Below are 22,538 nucleotides of genomic sequence, written 5' to 3'. Positions count from 1 at the left end.
CTTACATATTTTGATTAGAGGATTTTTCAACTAAATGTACTCCTCCAACCCACCAGTCTATTCCAACTAAATTCATTCGATTTGTTCTTCCCGTTAGTACGTCTAATCCCCATCTAGTTAAACCAATTTTTGCTTTAGGGTTATGTTGTTTATAACTTGGTAATTCACTGTCACTACTTATTAATGGGTAATCACCTTTCATTAATTCATTTAGAATGGCTGCAAAATATAAATCGCTTAATCCATCATTTGTTCTTTGTCTTACGAGCTTATTAAATAGTTCTGCAAAAGAGTTGATACCTTCATTGATCATTGATAATGCTAAAAATTCTATTTCATTTAATCCATTTTGTTGAGAAGGAAAATATGTCATATGACTTAATAATGCGTGCTTTAAAAACGGAAGCGCATGACATTTTTGAATAAATTCATTCAGTTCATCTAGATTATCTGAACAATAAGCTTTCCATCCAGCACATGCTTCTTCTATTTGTACGTTTGTAATTTCCTGTCTAGTTGGAAGTAATTCAATTAATTGTTCTGTTGATAATTGACCTAATCCGTGAAATGGTACAATGCCTTCATATTCATTTATACTAACCATCGAAATTTTTTGAAATCCTAGTGCCGATAATTCCGATAATAAATAGAGGATCGTCACCTGATCGTATCGATCATGTTCGAACCATAGAACAACTTCCTCAGAACGAGATAGTTCATTTAATAATTGATATTGGCTTTTGCAATTTTCAATAAAAAAACTCAAAGGAATTTGTAGTTTTTGTTCAAAGAATTCTGCTCTTCTTTTATATGTTTCTTCTAAAGTCCAATCTTGATGAAGTGGTCCAAAATCATACATTTCTCTCCATACGACCATATTACCATTTAAAGATTTTAGTTTTCCTCCAACAACATCACCATTTACAATATGATTCATCTATTCATCTACTCTCCCCAATAGTTTAATTAAAAAGAAAATACATTACTTTATAATTGATGTAATGTATGATAACAAGATCATTTAATTAAGTTCTTAATTCTTCTTACCAATCGTAGATTCCTCTTATCTATTTTATTTTTTATCAAAATAAAAAACCACCTATAAATAGGTGGCGAGACATCTTCTTATTAAATAGTTTTTTTAGTCAGATTAGTTTGAATGTCATTGCAACATTTGAATTCTGACCAATAGTCTTTATTTAATCTCTCTTTTTTGTTTTTTTCTACTAGAAGACATCTCAACACCAGTTTCAGATGTTGTAGTCCCTTGACCTTGTACATTTGGTGATCCTAAGCCTACTCTAGATGGATCTTTTTTAGTTTTTCCCATATTAATCACCTCCATCTTTACTTTTTCTAAACTTAAACTTCTTTATTCAAAGAATATTTTTCCTGTAAATTGCCAATCTTATATATCTGAGGAGGTGTTTTTTATGGCTAGAATCGGAGTAGAACAATCTTTAACGAATGTCCAAGAAGCATTACGTTCAGCGGGACATGATGTTGTTGAATTAAAACAGGAATCAGATGCAAATGGTTGCGATTGCTGCGTAGTAACAGGACTTGATTCAAATGTAATGGGAATGCAAAATGTAGCTACACAAGGATCAGTAATCGAGGCAAGTGGCTTAACAGCTGATGAAGTTTGTCAACAAGTTGAAAGTAGATTACAATAACAAATTACAACAAAAGTTATATCTTAAACATTCTAAAAAACTCGCCAATTGGCGAACTTTAAAGTGATGACAAAAAGCGCAGTTGCACTTTTACATAATTCCAAAATATGCAACTACTTCGAGTCCCCTTCGTCGCTTTAAATTTTAGCTTTCTAATGTGCAAAAAAGGGTAAGCCTTGCTCACCCTTTTTTCAAATTATAAATTTAATCCACCGTACAACAAAGCTCCCATTACAATAAAAGCCGGATGAAGCTTTACTTTCTCCATTAATATGTAACTGATCACTGCTAAAAACAAAAACTGTCCAATACCAATTTGAAAATATGAATCATGAAATGAATTATAAGCCATAACGCCAAGTAAAACTGCGATTGTTGGCTTAACGTAAAGAGTCATTCGCTTTACTTGGATCGAATGACGATATTTATACAAAATTCCCATTAAAGTCAGCATGAGGATTAATGACGGTGCAACTGTAGCGAATACAGCCAAAAATGAACCTAGTATACCACCTTCATGGAATCCGATATACCCTGCCATTTTCGTAGCAATCGGTCCAGGTAGAGAATTCCCCATAGCAAGAGCCTCATTAAATTCTTGATGCGTAAGCCATCCTCTTGTGACGACTTCTTTTTGAATAAGAGGAATTGTTGCGGGGCCTCCTCCATACCCTAAAATATTAGCAACAAAAAACGCCCAGAAAATGTTCCAATATATCATTATGCAGACAGTCCTTTTGATTTTTTACCTTCAACTGATTTGGCTGGCTTAACGACCGCAAATAACAGAAGCCCACCAATAATAAATCCTGGATGTATATGAAAATATTGCATTAAAACAAGTCCTACTAAAATATGTCCGATTGTAATAGGCCATTTTAGCCCCTTACCGGAAGCTTCTACAAATTGCCAAGTTAGCACAGCAAGCATGACTCCAACTACTGGGACAATTGCTTTAGTCATTCCTTGCACCCATTTTAGATCTTTAAAAGTTACTAGAGTGGTCAATAAAACAACCATTAAAATAATGGTCGGCAGAATCGTTGCAATTATTGCATTGATCATTCCAATTTTACCGCCTACTTTAAACCCAATGTATCCAGCCATTTTTGTATTAATAGGCCCTGGCAGTGTGTTTCCAATAGCGAGCACATCTCCGAATTCTTCATCAGTCATCCATTTAAAACGTTCAACCACTTCTTTATGTACTAAAGGAATGGTCGATGGTCCACCTCCGTATCCAAGCATGCTGCTCCTAAAAAAGGCGATAAAGATATTTAACTGTTTCATAAAATCCATCCCTTTAGTTTATCTTTCTTTTAGTTTGCAATAAGACAAGAGCACTTCACACAATTGCCACATGTTTTTTTCTTAACTGGATTAGGTTGATTGACCATGTTCATTAAAAGCGAGGACTCCACATTACAAAACGAGCATGTCTCACCAGTTTGAGTTCTTTGAATTCGAGGCATTTCTACTAACTTTAAGGCTTCTTCCATATGTTTGTCGCATACTAACAACATATCATTCACTCCCGCTCTTAAAATTGGATTTTATGGTGTAGATGTCACTTTCTTTTTCGGATGATCTAATTTTCGTTTTTTTACTTCATCTGTTACTTCTTCGTTCCATGAAATCGTTACATCTTCGTCAGTGATGAAAGCTTGGCATCCTAAACGAAACCCTTTGCTTAACCATTCTTCACCAAGCTTTCGACGCTCCTGCACTTTTATATGATCAACAGTCCCCTCTTCAATTTTACAAACGCAGGATCCACAAACGCCTCCACCACATCGATTTGGCAGTTCCCCATCAAATCGAAGAGACATACGTAAAATATTGGAGTTTTCCGGTACTTCTAATACTTTTCCACTAGTAGCAAAATTCAGTTTCGGCATAATTCAAATCCTCCTCTTTACCTCTTTGGTATACAATATACCATATTTATAATTTTCTGACAATATAAAAATTTCATATAATAAGCTATTTTTCTTAATTTATATTACTCTATTTGTTTTTATATACCGGTCTGATATAATATTTTGTATACCAAATACGTCTTAATTTTCAAAAAACGGGGTGATCAATGTGCTTACTATTGGTTTAATTGGATATGGAGCAATCGGACAAGATATCGTCAAATATATAAACGAAGGCAAGGCTGGAGATGTATTATTAAAAGCGGTTCTCGTACGAAGTAAGGATCAATACAAATCGCATATAAGCGATTTATTTTACGACAATGAAGAGGATTTTTTCGGATTGGGATTGGATATTATTATTGAAGCTGCAGGTCATGAAGCTGTCTATAAGTATGGGAAAAGGGCGCTATCTTCTAGTAGTGATTTTATCATCGCTTCTGTAGGTGCCCTAGCAGATGATGCATTATTAGCAGAACTAGAAACTGCTGCAAAACTTACTAATAGCAAGATTATCATCCCTTCTGCGGCAATTGCCGGATTGGTTCGTGTTGCTGCTTCAATGTTACAGAGCGTTGATGAAGTAAAACTTGTAACGAGAAAACCACCGAGTGCTTGGCGAGGAACAATTGCAGAAGAAAAGGTAGATTTAAACACAGTTAAAGAGCCCTTTTGCATTTATAGTGGCGTTGCTAGAGAATCTTCTAAGCTTTTTCCGGAAAGCACAAATGTTTCAGCAACCTTAAGTCTTGCTGGAATCGGATTTGATAAAACAAAAGTTCAAGTTTATGTAGACCCAAGCATAACCAGCAATACACACCAAATTTTCGTAAAGGGATATTTTGGTGAAATGGAAGTGAAGGTGCAAAATATTCCTTCATCTACTAATCCGAAGACGGGATATATTGTAGCAATGAGTATTTGTAATACTTTAAAAAATAGAACGTCTTCTATCGTTATTGGGACCTAGTATTTTCCTTTTACTATTTGTGAAATACGAAACTAAAATAAAAAGCCCCCTTAGTTTAGTCAGTCTAACTAAAGGGGTTTTATTATTTTTTAGAAAAATGATTTTTTCCAGACAAGAAAAGAGATGAAAACATCCACAAACTATTTTATGTCGTTTTTTCTTTTCTTTTTTCTATGTAGTTCATATACGCACGTCTAGAATTTTCGATATGAATTTTCGTTAAATACTCCGACATTTCTATTTCTTTATTTCGTACTGCTTTCATTATTTCAATATGTTCCCTCAATGATTCCTTACGTCTCCCAGGTGTTTCGTACCCCATATTAGCAGACATATGGATATAATCTGTTAAGCCTGATAAAATTTCAAATAGCTTCGGACTTCTTGCTGCCTTATATAGTAGGAGATTCATTTCGATATGCTCGTTCTCAAATGTCTCGTCAGAGTGTTCCTCAATATAAAGAAGCTCTTCGATTTTTTGATCAAACTCTTGTTGAATTTCGTCCGTCATTTTTTTAGCAGCTAATTTTGCTGCTAACACTTCTAGCGAAGATAAAATTGTAAATACTTCCATAATGTCTTCATCAGAAATATTCGAAACGATGACACCTTTACGTGGAACCGTTTTTACAAACCCTTGTGATTCTAAGCGGAATAAAGCTTCTCTAATAGGTGTACGACTAATGTTTAGCTTAACAGCAAGTTCCCGTTCAATTAAGCGATCACCTGGCTTATAATGCCCTTCTAAAATCAATTCTTTTAAATATCTATACGCATGTTCCCGGATTGAAAGAAAATTAGTTTCCATCTCCATTCCATTCACCTGCCTCCCATTTCTTGCCTATTTTAAAATAGTGTATCATCATTTTGTTAAAAGTAAATCGATATTTCTATTATAGTATCTTTTAAATAAGTAATCGAGTAGATAGGTGGTAAAAAATTCCACTTAACCATTTATACGGGTCTTTGCTTTATAGTCCTTTTATCTCTTATACCTATATTTTGATAAGTAGATTTTCTCATAGCTAACTAGTTTTATTGCCTACAAATATGAACTTTAATCCCAGTTATTTTACTATGCGAATGTCTGTAAACCAAAAAAGGCGATGTAGGAACAACACCTAACCGCCTCCAAAGTATTATTTTTTAATGTCCGCATCAGTAACAACTTCATAACCGTCATTTGAAAGGAACTCTTGCAATGCTAGTAAAGCAGCTGTTCCTACCGCTGTATCTTGCTCTCCATTTCCACCGCTGATCCCCACGCCACCAATGACTTCTCCATTCACTACAATTGGAAAACCGCCGACAAAGATTGCAAATTTTCCATTAAGCATATGTTGGATTCCAAATGCTTCATTGCCCGGTAGAGCTGGGCCGTTTGGTTCTGTATTAAATAAATGAGTCGAGCGTTTATGCCCTGCTGCCGTATATGCTTTAGCAATAGCAATTTCAGGACCCGTAATACGAGCACCATTCATTCGTTCAAGTGCAATGACATATCCTCCGTCATCTACAATAGCAATCGTCTCTGGAACGTTGATATCCTCAGATTTCTTCTTAGCAGCTTCAATCATTACCTTTGCTTCATCTAGTTCTAATTTTAAAATTTTTTTCATTTATACCCCTCCTTTAGTAACCGATATAGACTGTTTTTATTTGTGTAAAGAATTCAAGTCCAACTCTGCCAGACTCACGGAATGTAGAAGTACTAGAGCGTTTTACTCCACCAAATGGTGCATTCATCAAATTACCTGTCGTTGTACGATTTACTTTAACTGTCCCTGCTTGAACATCTTTTGTAAATTGATGAGCGAGTTTCAAATTATTCGTAACAATCGATGCAGATAATCCATATTCAACATCATTAGCAATTAATATGGCTTCTTCATAGCTTTCTACTTCAATTACAGCAACTACTGGGCCGAAAATTTCTTCTTTAGCAATGCGCATACCAGGTTTTACATTCGTAAAGATCGCAGGTTCAATATAGTAGCCGTTTTCGTATTTTCCGTACGTAAGCTGTTGACCTCCATACTCAAGTGTAGCCCCTTCTTCTTTACCAATTCCTATATACTTCAAAACGTTATTTAACTGCTTTTCGTTTGCTAGTGGTCCAATAATGACACTTTCGTCAAAGCCGTCGCCAATTTTTAAAGCACTTGTTTTATCTACTAATTTCTGAACAAATTGTTCCTTTACTTCCTTCATAACAATTACACGACTAGTGCCTGTACATGCTTGACCAGTAAGGTGAAAGCCCCCATTCACAGTTAAGTTAACTGCTAAGTCAACATCTGCGTCATCCATTACAATTAGAGGATTTTTTCCACCAAGCTCCATTTGTGTTCTTGTAGTAAAGGATGTGTTTTTATGAATATGTTCCCCAGCACTAGTAGAACCAGTGAAAGTAACGCCTCGTATAGCGGGATGTTTAACTAATATATCCCCGATATCGGATGAACTTCCTGTTACAAAATTGATTACTCCTTTTGGTATACCAGCTTCATGTAGCGCCTCAACGAGTCGAAATGCAATTAAAGGTGTATCAGATGAAGGCTTGAAAACAACTGTATTTCCAGTTATTAATGCCGGAGCAATCTTTCTCGATGGAATGGATAATGGGAAATTCCACGGTGTAATGACAGAAATAACACCAAGTGGCTCCCTTTCTGTTGTGACTCTCATATTTGGATCATCATTTGGGAACGTTTCCCCCGTAAAACTTTGTCCCTCTATTGCATAATAACGAAGCGTTTCCGCTGAGCGAAGCACCTCCTGTTTGGCCGCACTTTTCACTTTTCCTTCTTCTCGTGTTAATTCCTCTGCTAGTTGTTCCACTCTCTGTTCAAGTATTGCTGCCGCCTTATTTAAAATGGCAGCACGTTTAGAAGGTGGAGTTTGTGCCCACGCAGGAAATGCCTGGTGAGCTGCATCAATTGCTTGTTTCACGTCTTGTTCTGTCGATGCTTGAAATGTACCAACAATATCTTCTTTATTAGAAGGGTTAACGCTTTGGAACGTTTTATTATTTACAGACTCGACCCAACTTCCAGATATGTAATTTTTATAAGTTTCTAGTTTAGTAGTTAGCAACTTTATCATCCTTTCTGAACAAGATGGCAGTTCCCTAGACGGAAACTGCCATTTTATTTTCTAATTATTATGCTTGTACTAAAGCACCTAAATCTTTTTCAAGATATTCTCTCCATAATCCATCCATATACATGCGACGCATTTTTGCACCAGTACGAACTACTTCTAAGCAACGTTGTTGTAGCTCAGGAGTATCAGCATGGTCAAGTACAATTTTGTATCCACGCTCTCCGTGAATTTCATCTGATACGATGTGTAAGTCGAAGAATTCAATCTCCTCATCTGTAAAGTTGTACTTCTCACGTAATGCTGGAGTTTGCTTACGATAAATGTCTGGTACTTGAGATTCAAGTCCTACAACTAACGCTGCAGTTGCTACTACGAAGTTTTCACGTGCTGCTACCGCAAAACACCAGCTTTGTAAACCTAACGTTGTTGGAGCCATGTTATTAGGATCCAATACACGCTCACGAGTTGTTCCACAAGCTTCTGCAAATCGAATTAATAAGTCTGTATGACGATCGCCAGCGATTTCTTCTTCATACATGTTTTGTAATGTGAAATCTTTTGCATCTTCATATTTTGGTAAGTTTGGAGTGTTATGGTAGATATAAGCTAAGTAATCTGCAAAAGGTCCAACATAATGGTAGTGATTTTCAGCCCAGCGAGCGAAGTGACTACGCTCTAATTTTCCTTCAGCCCATGCTACAGTAAAAGGTGCTTTTTGGCTGTGGTTCCCTTTAATCGCTTCTTCTAATTCCTTACGAAACTCATCTTTAGATAATAATCTAGTCATCCAAACTCCTCCTCCAATATGTTTATGTAGTTTAATAGTTTTGTTAAACAATCGAAGTATACCAAATCACTGAAAACACTGATAAAAACTACTTAAATCGAGTGATTATTCGTATTTTGTATTTGGTATACCAACTAACCTTATAGTAACCCATTGTTTTTTGTTTGTAAATACATTTTAATTAAATTTTCTAATTTTTCTAAATTCAAGAAATTGCTCTACCATATAACGAGAGCGACAATGGTAGAGACTATTAAGCCTGTAGCAACAGGAAGTAAGTTTTTCCTAGCTAACTCTAAAACATTCACACCACAAAAACTAGCAACCGCTACCAATGATGACCACGCAATTAACGTTCCACCACCTGTCCACACAGATCCCATTTGACCGATTGCTCCTAGCGTTCCAGGTTCCATACCAACTCCAGGGGCTAATGCTCCTGATAAAGCTCCAACTAGCGGTAATCCAGAAAAGCCTGAACCTTCTAACCCAGTAATCGCTCCAGTAATTAATAGACCAAATGCCGTTAAAACCGAATTATGTGGAATGATTGATTGACCAGCCTGAACTAAATCAACTAAGAACGCTGGCTTTGCTACATTTTCTCCTAAGGAAAAAATGGTACCACTAAAATCCGAACTGCCTAAGAAGAAGAATGCTGCAATCGGAATAACTGGTCCCATTGCACGAAATGCAAATACGAATCCTTCTGTAATATGCTCACTAATTTTATCAAGAGCTTGTAAACGACGAAACGCTACACATGTTACGACTAACAACATAGTCGCAACACCACCGATAAATGCTGCACCGTCTCCTCCTTCAAAACCACTCATTTTACCATTACCGATTTTCGTTGAAAACATAAATATGATAACTGCTAGTAGAGATAGTGGGACTAATACAGCAAAGATTTTCCCCCATTTTTCACGTTCTCTTTCATCCACAGTAGCTTCTGTTGTAGCAGCTATTTCATTTGCGGAAGAGTTTTTGTTTGCAAGTGATTGTAAATGTCGCAATGAAGCTTCACTTTCTGATTTACCGATCGATTTGCGTTCAGTAAAGTACGTAATCGCGATTGCCACTCCCCCTGTAATTAAAGAGAGAATCATGACCTTACCTGATACAGCTGATGTTGGAATACCTGCAGATTTTGCAGTAAGCATAGGAGCAATCTGCATAATATAGTCCGAAGATAATGCCATACCTTGTCCTGCAATCGAAACAACCATGGCACAAGCAATTGGCGACAAACCAGCACGAATAGCCGCAGGTACTAATAACGTACAAATAAGCGGAACGGCAGGAGTCGGCCAGAAGAATAAAGAAATGACGTATGTGACGACTAATAGAACAGCAAAAGCAATATGTCCGTTTTTCATTACCTTTTGCATCGGAGCTATCATTCTTTCATCTGCACCAGTATCTTTTAAGGAATGTAATAAAGCCACCATAAAAGTGATGATTAAAAAAATCGTAAATAACTCCTTTGCTGCTACAAGATTTGCATTGAACAACGCTTGAAATCCACCAACCACTGATCCTTTATAAGCAACAGAAACAAGAAAGGTTCCAATGATGGTAGGCAATACAACCCCTTTTCGAAATAGCATAGTCACAATTACAACAAGTGTCATGATACCATAAAGCCAGTGAGCAACAGTTAAATCCATAAACCCCACCCTCTCATTTATAGGTACTTACAACTTACATTCTTCTTCTAGATGTAATAGCTTTTGGAGTTCGTTTGAAAGGTTTTCGAGTGCTTCACCTACAATCTTTTCCCCTATTTCATAACTTGCTTTCGTTGCATCCCCAATGCAACCATTAGTCGTCATCTCTTCGTATCGATAAAACCCTTGAATAGCTTTACCAGGTCGTAGCTGCTTCCATCTACCTTCGTTTTGGATACTTCCTTTAGTAATTTTATTTGGTCTAATTAAGTGAGGAGCCAAGTAAAGTGCTTCTGACACTTCTCGTTCACAGCTGTGACCGAACAATGGCGAGTGAATAGATTCTGAGATTGAAAGTTTGGCAGATGCTGTCGTTTTAGCATAATAGATTTCTGAACCTAGCTCTTCTGACAAAATGGTGCAAGCAACATTTAAAGTTGACTGATTGCCGCCGTGAGAGTTTAATAATAAAAATTTTTGAATACCATGATGTTTAAGAGAAACAATCATATCTTTTAAAATGGCTATAAGCGTAGTCGGTTGCAATGAAATGGTTCCTGGAAAGTTCAAATGATGGTGCGAGACTCCCATATTGACAGTAGGCGTTACCATTACATGAGGATACATTTTTTCAGCTAATTTCTCAGCCATTTTCTCAGCTAGTACAGCATCACAACTTTCAACCATGTGAGGGCCATGCTGTTCGTGTGCACCAATTGGAATGATTGCTAGTTTTACAGTATGTAATGCATCCTTTACTTCTTCCCAAGTCATCTCAGTTAACAAATATGATTTCATATTTTCACCCCCTTTCATAGTTGTATCCGCTTACAAAAACTTTCTACTTTCGTCTATGAAATCAACATTTAAATTAAAGAGGTATTTTGTATACCTAGATGAGGCAAAAAAATTACTGTGCATTTACTGGCTTTGCAACTTTAGGGATTGGGGCGTTTATATTTTCTTGTGAAATGACAATATCATCTTTGATCGTTAACTGACAGCATAATCGAATACCTTCTTCAACCTTTTCACCTAGCATTTTCTGCTCTTTCCAGTTTGGCGGATCAAGCTTTTCTGCTCCTTCTAGCACTCTACATGCACATTTTGTACATTTTCCCATCCCGCACCCATATTTCAGTTTTGGGAATTGACGGATGCCTGCCAACACTACTAAATTCGCGTGATCACGCACTTCTTGCTCAATTATTTCTCCTTCTACATGCAAGCGTACTTTTGGCATATGTATCCCTCCAATACAATTTTCTTAAAATTTAAAAAATTTAATCTGATTATAATTCGAATTTTTTAGAAAGTAAATACTATTATTAATTTGGAAATCTTTAACATTAATTGTTATGTCTATTCAAAAAAACCTTTTAATTGTAACCGCTCATTTTTTTATTAAAAATTCAGAAAATTATATTGATTAATATTTTTTTCTGTATTACACTATGAATAGAAATTTGGTATACAAAATACCTTGTGCTCAATACTACATAATTAGATGAGGAGTGTGCAAAGATGGGTAAGTATATTGTTTTGACGAATAAAGACACGTTTCAAACTATTGTAGATAACGAGGGATTAAAGGCAATCGAAACATACCACTTCTACTTTTTTAACGAACTAAAAGCTAAATACACAATTGCCGAAGTGTTAGATGACAATATTAAAATTAAACTTTACGAAAAGTATGAAGGAAAAGAATACGTGAATGATATTCGCGTAAAGTTCTTTGAGACATTTGAAACGATTGAAGCGGCGCATGAAGAGTTATACGAAATAGTAAAAGCTCAAGGAAACAGCGAGGACTCACAGCATTCCAAATTAGTGAAGTCGGACGTACTAACTGTATAGATTACATAGAAATAGCACTGATCCAGTGCTATTTCTTAATTTTACAAATAAAAAAAGACAACTATCATAATGTTGTCCTTTCGATTCCTCTAAATAAGCCACTCTAAACCAAACAAATAAAACATAACAATGAGTAAATAACTAATTGTATATGGAATATTCCAATTCGAAACTTTAAAGGAGCTTTCTTTAACGATGCTCGACATTAATCCGATCGTCGCATTATATGGCCCTACTAAAAACGCAGAAATAGCTCCGGCAAGTAATGACACTGTTAAAATATACGGTGAAATACCTAGGCTATGTGGATCAAGCGCTTCTGCCATTAACGTCAAAGTTACTGCAGGATGTAACCCTGTAAACGCAAATGCTAACGGAATTAATGGTAATAGAATTAAAAACACTTCTGGTCCAACAATATCTTTAAAATGAGTGACTGCTATATTTACTGTTTCATTTATATTCGTATCTTTTACAACGGAAATAAAAAAGCCAGCTGACAAAAAGATAAAAAATTGGTCTTTCATTTTAAAGGAATAGGAATGAAAATATTCCTTAAAACTATGTAAAAATGCTTTTTGTTGCTTAATGAGAAGAGACCAACCAAGAGCAAACGGAATGACTAAAAATGATACGATAATAACAAAAGAATACGAAAAGAGATGTTCTAAAAGTGAGATGATGAGATTGAATATAATAATAGCTATGAAAATATGAAACACTCTTCCTTGAGTAACCACACCTTCTAGTGAAGCAGCAGTTTCATCTTTTACTAAATCATTTCTATGTCCTTTCGTAACATTTTTCCGTGAATTCCTTGAAGCCAATACCCAATCTAACACAACCCCCAATATACTTAACGGTAATACATATGGCAAAATAGATATCCATCTTACCCCAGTTACGCCAATTACGATCCCTACGATTGGTGTAATTGGAGCCCATAGTAGAGGCATCGCAAAGCCATGGGTAATGGCTCTACTCATAAATCGATCTTCTTTTTTTATCGAAAAAAGACTTAAGGATGGTTGAATAGAATAGTAAGTCATTGGTAGAGTGGCCAAATTCATAAACATACTTAAAAAATAAGATATTCCCGATGTCATGATGTATAATTGACCGGATGTTTTTACTTTTTTCTGTATGATCGCTTGAATCCCTTTTGCATACCCTCCAAGTTTAACTGGAAAACCTAATATTGGGATTAATGCAAACAAGGTAAGTAAATCCAACATTGGACCGAATGAAAGAATAAATTCTTTTAAACTGGCATTAGTTCTCCAAAGAAGAATGCATCCTATTAGTAAGAAAATACTTCCTATTGTTCTAACGAGCAATTTAACAGTAAACATCGTATAAAGAACTATTAAGACACATAAAGAAGAAATAACTAATTGTAAATCCAAATGAAATAAAGAGGAAAATAAATATAAAAAGATTACTAATCCAAACACATACTTCAACATCGTATCACCATCCTCCCCTTAAACTTGGTATACCAAAAGAGTTTAATTAGTATATTTTACAAGAAATTATACCATAAATACCTAGTTTTGGTATACAATTTTATCTTTTTCCATTTTTCATTTGGAAAGTTAGGTATAAGTTAAAGAGGAATACATGTTGAACTTTGACTTTGGAAATTACAAAATTTAAATAAATAATTGTTTAAAAAGATGAGTACCAATCTTTTTATGGTTTTAAAAATTATTATATTCAAATTCCAATTTGTTTAACCAAGTTTAAGGAGTTCACAAAATATAAAAAAACCTTACCGTATTTCGATAAGGTTTTAGCTTTGCCTTTTAAAGTTTCTCACTTGAATTAATAAACATTAAAAAAAGAAATTATGGATGTATCAATCCCTTTATTAATGTGAATGATAAAAATTAAGGGAGGTGTCTTATAATGGCAAAAGATGTACTTTGCGAAGTTGATAACTGTAAATTTTGGGCTTCTGGAAACAAATGTAGTGCAGATTCCATTTATGTTGTGAGCCATAAAGGGAAACAAGCTAAAAACAATGCTGAAACAGATTGTAAAACATTTGAAGCTGGAATGTAATTGTCCTTAAGGGTAACCTATTTAGAAGGTTGCCCTTTCTTATTTATAGTATTGATAATAACTATCATTTTCATTCAAATTTATTCCAATTATTTAATATTTTTTACATCTACACCACCAATTACTGACTACATTTCAAAAAAATTATCCCTTTCAACTTTACTCACTCTTAATGCGAAGGATTCATACCAGTCTTTTTTTCCACGTTCTTGAGCAACCTTGTGAGCTGCGTGCTCTTTCCATGTCTTAATAGCATCCAAGGAGTCCCAATAAGAAACCGTTATCCCCATTTCATGATCACGTGCGCTTTCAACTCCTAGGAATCCTTGTTGACTCGATGCTAATTCAATCATTTTTTCAGACATCTTACTATACCCATTATCTCCATCCGTTCTTTTAGAACAAAAAATAACTGCATAATATGGAGGTTTTGGCGTTTTTGCAAATGAACTCATTTTTATCCCTCCTTCTTCTAATAATCATATTTGATGAAAGAGTTAAATAACATAGTCAATTCAAAAAATGCAAATAAAAAAAGCGATACCAATTGTATCGCTTTCAAATCTTACTCAAAAAAATAAGGATTTCCGCTTATGTTATTTCTCATTTCTTCTGTTACTTGATAATCCTCTTGTTGGTAATTTTGATCTAATGCTTCTTCATTAATTCCGCTGCCATCAAAATGTGCTGGTTTATTTTCCATACAAATCACCTTCTAATTAAGATTAGTTTTATGCCGCAAAACTATATTTTTAGAATGTCCAATTCTGAAAAATAAATTAGAAAAAACGATGCAATAAAAATCGCATCGTTTCATTTTTTATATTAATTTACTCTCATTCACTTTATTTGTTAGAGCAAAAGAATAAATCGCAGAAAATAAAGCAAAAATAACAATAATTCCTCCTACTAATGCGTTCATTGTTACTGCATACTGAGTAATTAGGATTCCACCTAAACTCGAACCTAATGCAATTCCCGTATGAGAAAAAGAATTGTTTAATCCAACTTGAATATCAGCCGAATCTTTTGCCACTCTCGCTAGACTATCTTGAACTGCTGGACTAATTGACCAAGATACAGTTCCCCAAAGAACAACTATAATAAATAAACTAATAATTGAACTAGGAGCGAATGTTAAAGTTAAAATAGAAATAGCTAATAACCCTAAATTAAACACTAATGTCTTACTTCCACCAAATTTATCAGTAGACCAACCACCTAACCATCCACCTAAAATTCCTGCCATTCCAAATACTAGTAAAACAATACTAATCATATTAGTAGATAATCCCATCGTTTTCATTAAATATGGTGTAAAGTAAGTATAAATTGTAAAATGTCCTGTTAATTGTAAAAAAGAAATTAGTTGAATCGATAAAATACGTTTATTTTTAAGTGTTGCTACTTGCTTGATCAATGGGATTGTTGGCTGACCTTTAACTTTCGGTAAGAATTTATAAATCCCTAACATAGCCAATAAGCTTAATATACCGACTAAAACAAATGTCATTCTCCAACCGAAGTTTTCACCGATAACTGTACCCAAAGGGACACCAAAAACTAGAGATGAACTGATCCCCATAAAAATAACTCCAATTGCTCTACCTCTAATTTCAGGCGAAACGATGTTTGTTGCAGTCGTTATTGAAACGACAATTACAACCGAGCAACTTGCTGCAAGTATAATACGTGCGATTAATAATACAGCGAAATTCGGACTAATGATGGAAAGAATATTTCCAAAGAAAAATACTGTTAATGCGATTAATAGTAATTTTTTACGTTCTATTTTTGAAGTGATCGCTATAAAAATAGGAGCTCCAAATGCAAATACTACTGAAAAAATTGAAACTAGCTGACCAACCGCACCAACTGAAACATGTAAATCCCCTGCAATCATTGACAGTAAACCAGTAATAATAAACTCAACGGTTCCTGCGACAAAGGTTGCAATAGCTAAAATATATATACCTTTATGCATTGCTTAACTCCTCAAGTATGAAACTATTTTTTCATAATAATTTTTTGCCACATTAGTTTATTATATAGGTATAACTAAAAATGTCTATGCAAAAAAAACGAACCTACTTTAGATTCGTTTTGACATTACTCTTCATTATTATCTTTATTTGATTTAACTAGTTTTATACTTTGATCTTCTTTATTTTCAACTAGATGTTGTAAGATTGATAATTTATTTGCCCAAAATTGCTCGTAATATGCTAACCATTGTTTAATCTCTAAAAATGCTTCTGGCTCTAATCTGTATCTTCTTTCTCTTCCAACTTTTCTTCCACTTATTAATTCAGCTTCTGAAAGTATATGGAGATGTTTTGCAATTGCTGTTCGACTCATCGGAAAATTACTTGATATCTCTGAAATCGGCAATTCTTTATTAGCTAATAATTTAAGTACTTCTCTTCTAGTAGGATCGGCTATCGCTTGAAATACGTCATATTTTTGTGCAGAACTGGACACTAGTTTTCAACAACCTTTTTAAGCTTCTGAACAATACCAACCCAACCACCATTCATATTGTCGCGGACAACACCACTTTTTTGGTTTGGTTTTGGAAGAATTTCATCAGCAGTTTTCCATCCACTATGGATTAGCGTAAATTCAGTTTGATCCCCTAAATCTTTTAAAATAAATGATACTACCCATCCATCAACATCCCAAGTAAACGATACTCGATTTGGTTCATCAATTTCTAAAACTTTACAAGGTGATGGACCAAATGGACCTTGCAAATGAAACTCGTGACCTACTACTGGTTTAAAGTCATTTGGCATGAACCATGCAGATATACCTTCTGATGTTGATACGACCTCCCAGACTTTTTGAATAGGTGCATTATATATTAGAGTTTGTTTAATATCTTCAACTTGATTTTGTACGCCCATTTCAATCCTTCTTTCAAGTTAATATAAAACCTTTTGGTTATATTTGAAATTATATACAACCATTTGGTTTTATGTCAATCTAATTTTGCGTACTTATTTTTTCCTTAAGTTACTAAATTATGATGAATAGGTAAACTATTTTACATTACGGTATTTTCCTTCATCACCGATAATATGTTTTCTGTTGCAAAACGCTTTCATAAATACTAAACTAATAAAACAGGCTATGACTCAGCTTCCTTCTACATTCCTGTTAGAATTTATCTAGCGAGTCTCTTTCCTGTATTCCTTATCAGAATTGATAAGGTTACGAGGCTATATTGAATCTTCCTTCTATTAGGTTTGTACTTTAAGTACTTTTTCTAGATTCAATAATTTCCTCGTTTTTTTATTATAAAATTTGGAGGCCATACATGAATCAAACAAACATCCTTTTCCGAAGAAAAAATTCCCTCTATATCGAAAAACAAGAAAACAACCTCCCAAAGCCATTACTTGCAACAGCCTTGAAGCAACTAGAAGCGTTCGGTTATACTTTTTCACTTGAGCTTATTGAAATTTTACAAACATGGAACGATCAAGAATTTATAGCTTGGTTTATAGATTTCAAGGAAACGATCAGTAATGAATTAGGCTATAATGTTGACCACATTCCTTTTTACAAAAACTTTCCTAATGACGTAATGAAAATTGATGAAGCAGAGTTATATATGAATAGCTTATTGTATTATATATTCGGAGTTCAACCACTTACTCTAATTAAAAAACGACCACCTCTTAGAAATAAAAAAAATCTAAAAATAATTAATCTAGCAAAACAAGATGATTTAATTCAAATTATTAAAAGATTAATTGATAGTACTGGTTCTTTTAAGTCCCAAGACATTGAGGATATTCAATATGTACTGCTAACTCAAAATAAACCACTAAACTTATTACCAGAACTATTCTTATCAAAAGAAAAAATGGCTATAGTCCTCAAACTATTGTATCAATCTAAAAAAATAAGCGAAAATGAAATCGCAAATTATTTAAAAACGGCAACAGATATTTTACGCTTTTGTGCTGCATTAAGTGAAGGCGATCCTTCTTTAAGCATGAATACTAAATTTATATCATTTAGTAGAAAAGAGCGTAAATTAATCCTTTCATTATTAAATGAAATCCCTCACGCAATTGAGGATATGGTTAAAAGACGAAACGTATGGATAAGAATTGGAGAAAAACTACATCCTGGTGAATATTCGAAGCGTTTTCCACATACTGAAAATTTATTCAATATCCTTAGAAACGAAAAAAAAGTAAGTACATACCAAAGTAAAATCACTGAATACTTAAGTAAAAAAAATCTCACTAAATTAACAAGTGAATTAATCAAACGTCCTGGTGAGTTTGCTAGAAAACTAGATTTTGTTTTACGTTCATTTACTGAAGAAAATGATCAGCAATATATTGTTTCACAGTTTTCAATCGTTTGTAAGGATGTTTCAACTCCGGTTCTATTAAGTCTATGGAATCATTTTAATAAACGAAATGATGAGAGAAGAATTCGCACTTTTTTTCCTAAAGGAAATATTGCGAAACTCTATGCTATTGAAAATAAAATAACAAAACTTAGTGAAGTTATAATCGATGATGTTTTAAATGTTGTTAAAAAAACTTTATACGCACGTTTTTCTGTTAAAGAATCTCTTGGCAAAGTATGGATCGATGAATCATATCACAACTTTACCTTGCCAAATGGATTGCGCTCAGCAAGTAAATCACTTAGAACAATTCCTCGAGGCTCCACTATTCCGATTGGTGAAGGAGATATAATTAGATTCTTTCTTTATTGGAAAGAAGGAGATGTAAATGGCGTACATACTGGAACTGTCGATATTGATTTAAGTGCAGTATTTTACGATGATAATTTTAATTATATAAGTGATATCTCTTACTATGAACTAAAAAATAAACAGCTTAAATGCTATCACAGTGGTGATTTCACAAGTGCTCCTAAAGGGGCTAGTGAGTTCATAGACTGCCATATTCCTACTCTTAAAAATAATGGGATTCGTTATGTTGTATTAAGTGTAAATAGTTATTCAGATCATTCATTTTGTAATTTACCTAGCTGTTTTGCTGGATGGATGCTACGAGACGATTTCAAGTCTGGTAAAGTCTTTGAACCTAATACTGTTATGGATCGCTTCGATCTAGCGAATGATCAAAAAATAAGTATTCCACTAATTTTTGACACTTTTGAACAGAAAGTTATTTGGTGTGATTTAGGTTTACAAGACAATATTGATTACTATAACAACGCAAAAAGTAATTCGAATAGTTTAGCAATACTAACTGAAGCTATGTCTGAAAAGAATAGTATTTCACTTTATGAACTATTAGAGTTACATTCAGTTGCTCGTGGTGAGCTTGTAACAAATAAAGATGAAGCAGATACCGTGTTTTCATTTAATGAAGAAGTTACACCATACCGTTATGATTTAATAATAAGTGAGTTTATGAGCTAAAAATTACCCCAGACAATTTAATAGAGTCTGGGGCTATTTAGTTTCCACTGATCATTGTTATAAATTCAGCACGCTCAGTATAAAACTCATTCTCCACTTTAAAACCAAAATTTTCATACAGCCGAATCGCTCTTTTATTAAACTTAGCAACTGTTAATCTATATGTAGAAAGATTAGTCGTCTCATGTATTTTTTCAAGAATAAACCTGAAAATTCCACTCCCAAAACCTTTCCCCGTTAAATCTGGTCTAACTCCTAATCCGATGTCAATCATCCTTCTTTCATAAACACCAAACTCGTTCCCTTTTGGTACTTGAGCTGACTGACCAATACAATAAAAGCCGATTAAGTTCTCATCTTGGTCAATAACTGCTAAATACTGATTATTTAATAGTTCCTCTAGTCCCTCTTGACTTAATTCATTATTATAAAAATCGTAAGGGGGAGCATAACTCCAATTAAGTATTTCAGTAGCGTAAGATTCTGTCATTTTACTAATGTATAATTCCATGATTTCTCCTCATTTTTGTATTTGTTAAAACTGCAAATATAAAAAGCATTACTCATTTTAAATAGAGTAATGCTAGATTTAAATTAAAGTCTATCTAAACTTAAACTACCTGATCGAGCATAATAAATTTACGAAACTACCCTATTTCTAACAAAGAAGAATACTCCGATATTAATTAATAAAATTCCAAAAAATGCTGCTAATAATAACTGAATACCCAAAATCAGGCTTGCATTATCACTAGAATTAAGGATCCACCAAATACTCGCAATGCCTAAGATGAATAGGTTAATATTAAATGCAATCGACATTGTAGCTAATACATTGTGTGTTTTATTTTGCATTTTAACCTCTACCCACACAGATAAAATCAAGGATACGAAAATAATACTAAGGAATTCAATAAACTGTAGATTCATTTCTTATTCCTCCTAAATTTTATTTGGCAATCAACTTACTATTAGGTTATTCTTTTGATTCGTTAAAAAAGAAGAAATTCCTTCCAAAATATAGCATTATCATTTTAAATAAGGACTTTTACCTATAACTTTTGGTTAAAAATCCATCGTATTTAAAAAAGCAACCCTTTAATGGATTGCTCAGGTTGTTGAAAAACAAAGTTGTAATTAAATAACCAGATTTTCGTAAAAGGAGTAGAGTGAGGTTGATTTCCACTACGGGATGCTCGCTTTCCATGGGGCGAGACCTGAGCCTCCTCGTCACGTTCGTTCCTGTGGGCTCTCAGCCTTCCCGCATTTCCCATAGGAGTCGAGCAACCCTCCGTTCCGATCAACTTATTCAAAAAAAATGGTTACACTAAAAACCTACTTTAATATCCTTTACTTAGAGTAGCATAACAACTTGTTAAACAGTTTACAGGTCAATTAAGTAAGAACATCAACGTATAATAATAATCATTTGAACTTGTTAATCTAAAATTTAGCAATTAAATATTTTTAACTTCTCTAAAATAAACAATTACTAGAGTTTGTTGTTATTATAAAACCACTCAAAAATTTAACATTAGATCAGAAAAAATTATATTAGCATTAAGATTCACTTAAAGTACGTTTGACCATTTTATAATTCAACACGCAAAAAGCAATCCTTTAAAGGATTGCTCTCTCTTATCTTATTATTTTTCGTATTGAGTCCAACTAGATCCGTGAATCTTATTTGAAGCGTCAATGATTTTTTTCTTAACTCTTTGTTCTTCAGAGCCTTTTAGAAATAATGGTTGGTAATTATTTCGGCTAGATACTGATGAAATTGAGAATGGTACAACTTTTATTTCTTTTTGATTTGTGAGTTTTCCATTATTTAGATGAAAAGTTTGTTGGAAAACAAATGTATCTTTATCTTTTGGATTTTTATTTCCGCCGAACATAAAATTTCCTAAACTATATACGATAAATTTCCCTTTATACTCTTCAATTCCTTGAACAACATGTGGGTGGTGGCCGAGTATTAAATCCGCTCCATGGTCGATTGCATAATGGGCTAAATTTTTTTGAGTACTATTCGGTACGTAATCTCGCTCGATTCCCCAATGGAAATGGATTAGAATAATTTTCACACCATTTTTTCTTAGATTTTGTATATCATTATTAATTTTAATCCTTAATTCAGGTGAATCATTCCAGCCTTCATAGCCTAGTGCAGCAACTTTAACACCTTTAATCGTTGTTACATATTGGTCGTTATAGCCAAAATAACCTATTTTTTCTTTTTTCAAATTGTTAATCGTATCTTCAAAACCTTTTTGCAAATAATCATGACTATGGTTGTTTGCTAAATTTACCGCTTCAATACCACTTAAAGTTAATATTTTGGCATAAGAAGGATTACCTTTAAAGCGAAATGTTTTAGTTGCTCTTATTTTTGCATTCGTTAAAGTCGTTTCTAAATTTACAGTTGATAAATCATCTTGTTTAAAGATATTATTTAGCCCTTTTGTAAAATAAGCTAATCCATTTTTATTTGCTTCTGCTGGAAAAGAATTAATATATTGAAAATCCTCATCTGATCCAAGTGTAAAATCGCCAGCGGCACTAATTTTAATAGTCGTTTCTACATTTTCTGGTTTTGCCGTATTGTTATTTTCTGGCTTTTGAATTGGTGGCTTTTGAACTGGCTTTTTAATCGATTTTGTTTCATCTACTACTTTATTTTTAGCTTTATTTTTAGTGTCACTTTTTACTAAATTGCTTTCTTCATAAACTTTCTTATAAACAAAATAACTAAATCCTGATATACAGCCAAATAGAAATAAGATCAAAATCCATATAAATATTTTTTTACTATTTCTTTTTTCAGTATTTTTATCCTTCCGACTCCTCATATGTTTTTATATCTCCTTTTAATATCTTTGCTAGAAATATATTTTCGATTATTAGTAAAAAAATCTATTTCTTTTTAGTACGGATACCTGAGCCTCCCCTACTACATTTAGACAAAGATTTTACACAAAATATTGATAAAGAAAACGCGACGAATGACGAGCAAAACGAAGGCAGAGGCGTAGTTGCACTTATACTTTATTCCTAAAATTGGT

General features: G+C 33.8%; 26 protein-coding genes. 5 read left to right on the top strand and 21 right to left on the bottom strand.

The window, feature by feature from the left end; all coding sequences use genetic code 11:
* Window position 1 precedes the first annotated feature (1 nt).
* Together AN960_RS12555 and AN960_RS24025 are read right to left on the bottom strand one after the other, a co-directional pair.
* A complete protein-coding gene (locus AN960_RS12555; RefSeq protein ID WP_056471849.1) occupies window positions 2–937 on the bottom strand; it encodes a DUF1835 domain-containing protein in 936 nt (311 codons plus the stop codon).
* A 258-nt stretch (window positions 938–1,195) separates the two neighbouring features.
* Window positions 1,196–1,330 carry a YuzL family protein gene (locus tag AN960_RS24025; RefSeq protein WP_082459488.1) on the bottom strand — a complete coding sequence of 45 codons (135 nt, stop codon included), beginning with the start codon at window positions 1,328–1,330 and terminating at the stop codon, window positions 1,196–1,198.
* Window positions 1,331–1,433: 103 nt separating this feature from the next.
* On the opposite strand from AN960_RS24025, the gene AN960_RS12550 reads away from it, so the two are divergent.
* The gene (locus tag AN960_RS12550) at window positions 1,434–1,676 is read left to right on the top strand and encodes a YkuS family protein (protein WP_056471845.1); all 243 of its coding nucleotides are present in this window, start codon (window positions 1,434–1,436) and stop codon (window positions 1,674–1,676) included.
* Window positions 1,677–1,872: 196 nt separating this feature from the next.
* Here the strand turns inward: AN960_RS12550 and AN960_RS12545 are convergent, their stop codons facing one another.
* From AN960_RS12545 to AN960_RS12530, 3 genes are all read right to left on the bottom strand, one after another.
* Complete coding sequence (locus tag AN960_RS12545; RefSeq protein ID WP_056471842.1) at window positions 1,873–2,397, bottom strand: chromate transporter; 525 nt, start codon at window positions 2,395–2,397, stop codon at window positions 1,873–1,875.
* Window positions 2,397–2,966, bottom strand: a complete 570-nt coding sequence (locus AN960_RS12540) for a chromate transporter (protein WP_056471840.1) — start codon at window positions 2,964–2,966, stop codon at window positions 2,397–2,399. The genes AN960_RS12545 and AN960_RS12540 overlap by 1 nt, the downstream gene beginning before the upstream one ends.
* 263 nt (window positions 2,967–3,229) lie before the next feature.
* Complete coding sequence (locus AN960_RS12530) at window positions 3,230–3,574, bottom strand: 2Fe-2S iron-sulfur cluster-binding protein (protein WP_056471833.1); 345 nt, start codon at window positions 3,572–3,574, stop codon at window positions 3,230–3,232.
* A 190-nt stretch (window positions 3,575–3,764) separates the two neighbouring features.
* On the opposite strand from AN960_RS12530, the gene AN960_RS12525 reads away from it, so the two are divergent.
* Entirely contained in the window at window positions 3,765–4,565 is an 801-nt protein-coding gene (locus tag AN960_RS12525) for an aspartate dehydrogenase (protein ID WP_056471830.1), read from the top strand.
* A 145-nt stretch (window positions 4,566–4,710) separates the two neighbouring features.
* Here AN960_RS12525 and AN960_RS12520 read toward each other — a convergent pair whose 3' ends face one another.
* The 7 genes from AN960_RS12520 to AN960_RS12490 all read right to left on the bottom strand — a co-directional run bounded on the left by AN960_RS12520 (window position 4,711) and on the right by AN960_RS12490 (window position 11,373).
* Window positions 4,711–5,379, bottom strand: coding sequence for a GntR family transcriptional regulator (locus tag AN960_RS12520; RefSeq protein WP_056471828.1), 669 nt, complete (start codon window positions 5,377–5,379; stop codon window positions 4,711–4,713).
* A gap of 325 nt (window positions 5,380–5,704) precedes the next feature.
* Window positions 5,705–6,184 carry a GlcG/HbpS family heme-binding protein gene (locus tag AN960_RS12515; RefSeq protein ID WP_056471825.1) on the bottom strand — a complete coding sequence of 160 codons (480 nt, stop codon included), beginning with the start codon at window positions 6,182–6,184 and terminating at the stop codon, window positions 5,705–5,707.
* A gap of 13 nt (window positions 6,185–6,197) precedes the next feature.
* Entirely contained in the window at window positions 6,198–7,670 is a 1,473-nt protein-coding gene (locus AN960_RS12510; RefSeq protein ID WP_056471821.1) for an aldehyde dehydrogenase family protein, read from the bottom strand.
* A gap of 58 nt (window positions 7,671–7,728) precedes the next feature.
* The gene (locus AN960_RS12505; RefSeq protein ID WP_056471818.1) at window positions 7,729–8,457 is read right to left on the bottom strand and encodes an iron-containing redox enzyme family protein; all 729 of its coding nucleotides are present in this window, start codon (window positions 8,455–8,457) and stop codon (window positions 7,729–7,731) included.
* A 218-nt stretch (window positions 8,458–8,675) separates the two neighbouring features.
* On the bottom strand, window positions 8,676–10,130 hold the full coding sequence (locus AN960_RS12500; protein WP_056471816.1) for a hypothetical protein: 1,455 nt from the start codon (window positions 10,128–10,130) through the stop codon (window positions 8,676–8,678).
* A 27-nt stretch (window positions 10,131–10,157) separates the two neighbouring features.
* The gene (locus AN960_RS12495; RefSeq protein ID WP_056471813.1) at window positions 10,158–10,928 is read right to left on the bottom strand and encodes a creatininase family protein; all 771 of its coding nucleotides are present in this window, start codon (window positions 10,926–10,928) and stop codon (window positions 10,158–10,160) included.
* A gap of 112 nt (window positions 10,929–11,040) precedes the next feature.
* The gene (locus tag AN960_RS12490; protein ID WP_056471809.1) at window positions 11,041–11,373 is read right to left on the bottom strand and encodes a 2Fe-2S iron-sulfur cluster-binding protein; all 333 of its coding nucleotides are present in this window, start codon (window positions 11,371–11,373) and stop codon (window positions 11,041–11,043) included.
* 281 nt (window positions 11,374–11,654) lie between these two features.
* On the opposite strand from AN960_RS12490, the gene AN960_RS12485 reads away from it, so the two are divergent.
* A complete protein-coding gene (locus AN960_RS12485; RefSeq protein WP_056471805.1) occupies window positions 11,655–11,990 on the top strand; it encodes a hypothetical protein in 336 nt (111 codons plus the stop codon).
* A gap of 89 nt (window positions 11,991–12,079) precedes the next feature.
* Here the strand turns inward: AN960_RS12485 and AN960_RS12480 are convergent, their stop codons facing one another.
* On the bottom strand, window positions 12,080–13,456 hold the full coding sequence (locus tag AN960_RS12480) for a hypothetical protein (RefSeq protein ID WP_056471804.1): 1,377 nt from the start codon (window positions 13,454–13,456) through the stop codon (window positions 12,080–12,082).
* Window positions 13,457–13,898: 442 nt separating this feature from the next.
* Between AN960_RS12480 and AN960_RS24020 the strand changes: the two genes are divergently transcribed.
* Window positions 13,899–14,054: a DUF1540 domain-containing protein gene (locus tag AN960_RS24020; protein WP_069033300.1), complete on the top strand. Its 156-nt coding sequence runs from the start codon at window positions 13,899–13,901 to the stop codon at window positions 14,052–14,054.
* A 128-nt stretch (window positions 14,055–14,182) separates the two neighbouring features.
* Here the strand turns inward: AN960_RS24020 and AN960_RS12475 are convergent, their stop codons facing one another.
* From AN960_RS12475 to AN960_RS12460, 5 genes are all read right to left on the bottom strand, one after another.
* Window positions 14,183–14,509 carry an antibiotic biosynthesis monooxygenase family protein gene (locus AN960_RS12475; protein WP_056471801.1) on the bottom strand — a complete coding sequence of 109 codons (327 nt, stop codon included), beginning with the start codon at window positions 14,507–14,509 and terminating at the stop codon, window positions 14,183–14,185.
* 110 nt (window positions 14,510–14,619) lie between these two features.
* The gene (locus AN960_RS24780) at window positions 14,620–14,757 is read right to left on the bottom strand and encodes a hypothetical protein (protein ID WP_172795413.1); all 138 of its coding nucleotides are present in this window, start codon (window positions 14,755–14,757) and stop codon (window positions 14,620–14,622) included.
* Between the two features lie 117 nt (window positions 14,758–14,874).
* Window positions 14,875–16,038 carry an MFS transporter gene (locus tag AN960_RS12470; protein WP_056471798.1) on the bottom strand — a complete coding sequence of 388 codons (1,164 nt, stop codon included), beginning with the start codon at window positions 16,036–16,038 and terminating at the stop codon, window positions 14,875–14,877.
* A 125-nt stretch (window positions 16,039–16,163) separates the two neighbouring features.
* Entirely contained in the window at window positions 16,164–16,535 is a 372-nt protein-coding gene (locus tag AN960_RS12465; protein ID WP_056471797.1) for an ArsR/SmtB family transcription factor, read from the bottom strand.
* Window positions 16,535–16,960, bottom strand: coding sequence for an SRPBCC family protein (locus tag AN960_RS12460; protein ID WP_056471795.1), 426 nt, complete (start codon window positions 16,958–16,960; stop codon window positions 16,535–16,537). The genes AN960_RS12465 and AN960_RS12460 overlap by 1 nt, the downstream gene beginning before the upstream one ends.
* Before the next feature lie 413 nt (window positions 16,961–17,373).
* Between AN960_RS12460 and AN960_RS12455 the strand changes: the two genes are divergently transcribed.
* Window positions 17,374–19,473 carry a TerD family protein gene (locus tag AN960_RS12455; protein WP_056471792.1) on the top strand — a complete coding sequence of 700 codons (2,100 nt, stop codon included), beginning with the start codon at window positions 17,374–17,376 and terminating at the stop codon, window positions 19,471–19,473.
* A 37-nt stretch (window positions 19,474–19,510) separates the two neighbouring features.
* Here the strand turns inward: AN960_RS12455 and AN960_RS12450 are convergent, their stop codons facing one another.
* From AN960_RS12450 to AN960_RS12435, 3 genes are all read right to left on the bottom strand, one after another.
* Window positions 19,511–19,984, bottom strand: coding sequence for a GNAT family N-acetyltransferase (locus tag AN960_RS12450; RefSeq protein ID WP_056471790.1), 474 nt, complete (start codon window positions 19,982–19,984; stop codon window positions 19,511–19,513).
* A gap of 128 nt (window positions 19,985–20,112) precedes the next feature.
* Complete coding sequence (locus tag AN960_RS12445; RefSeq protein WP_056471787.1) at window positions 20,113–20,403, bottom strand: hypothetical protein; 291 nt, start codon at window positions 20,401–20,403, stop codon at window positions 20,113–20,115.
* A 716-nt stretch (window positions 20,404–21,119) separates the two neighbouring features.
* Window positions 21,120–22,325, bottom strand: coding sequence for a CapA family protein (locus AN960_RS12435; RefSeq protein ID WP_056471781.1), 1,206 nt, complete (start codon window positions 22,323–22,325; stop codon window positions 21,120–21,122).
* Between the last annotated feature and the right edge of the window lie 213 nt (window positions 22,326–22,538).

This window comes from Bacillus sp. FJAT-25509, assembly GCF_001420605.1.
Classification (GTDB): domain Bacteria; phylum Bacillota; class Bacilli; order Bacillales; family Bacillaceae_G; genus Gottfriedia.
The sequence above is the reverse complement of the archived record's forward strand: the minus strand, read 5'-3'. Positions and strand labels throughout refer to the sequence as shown.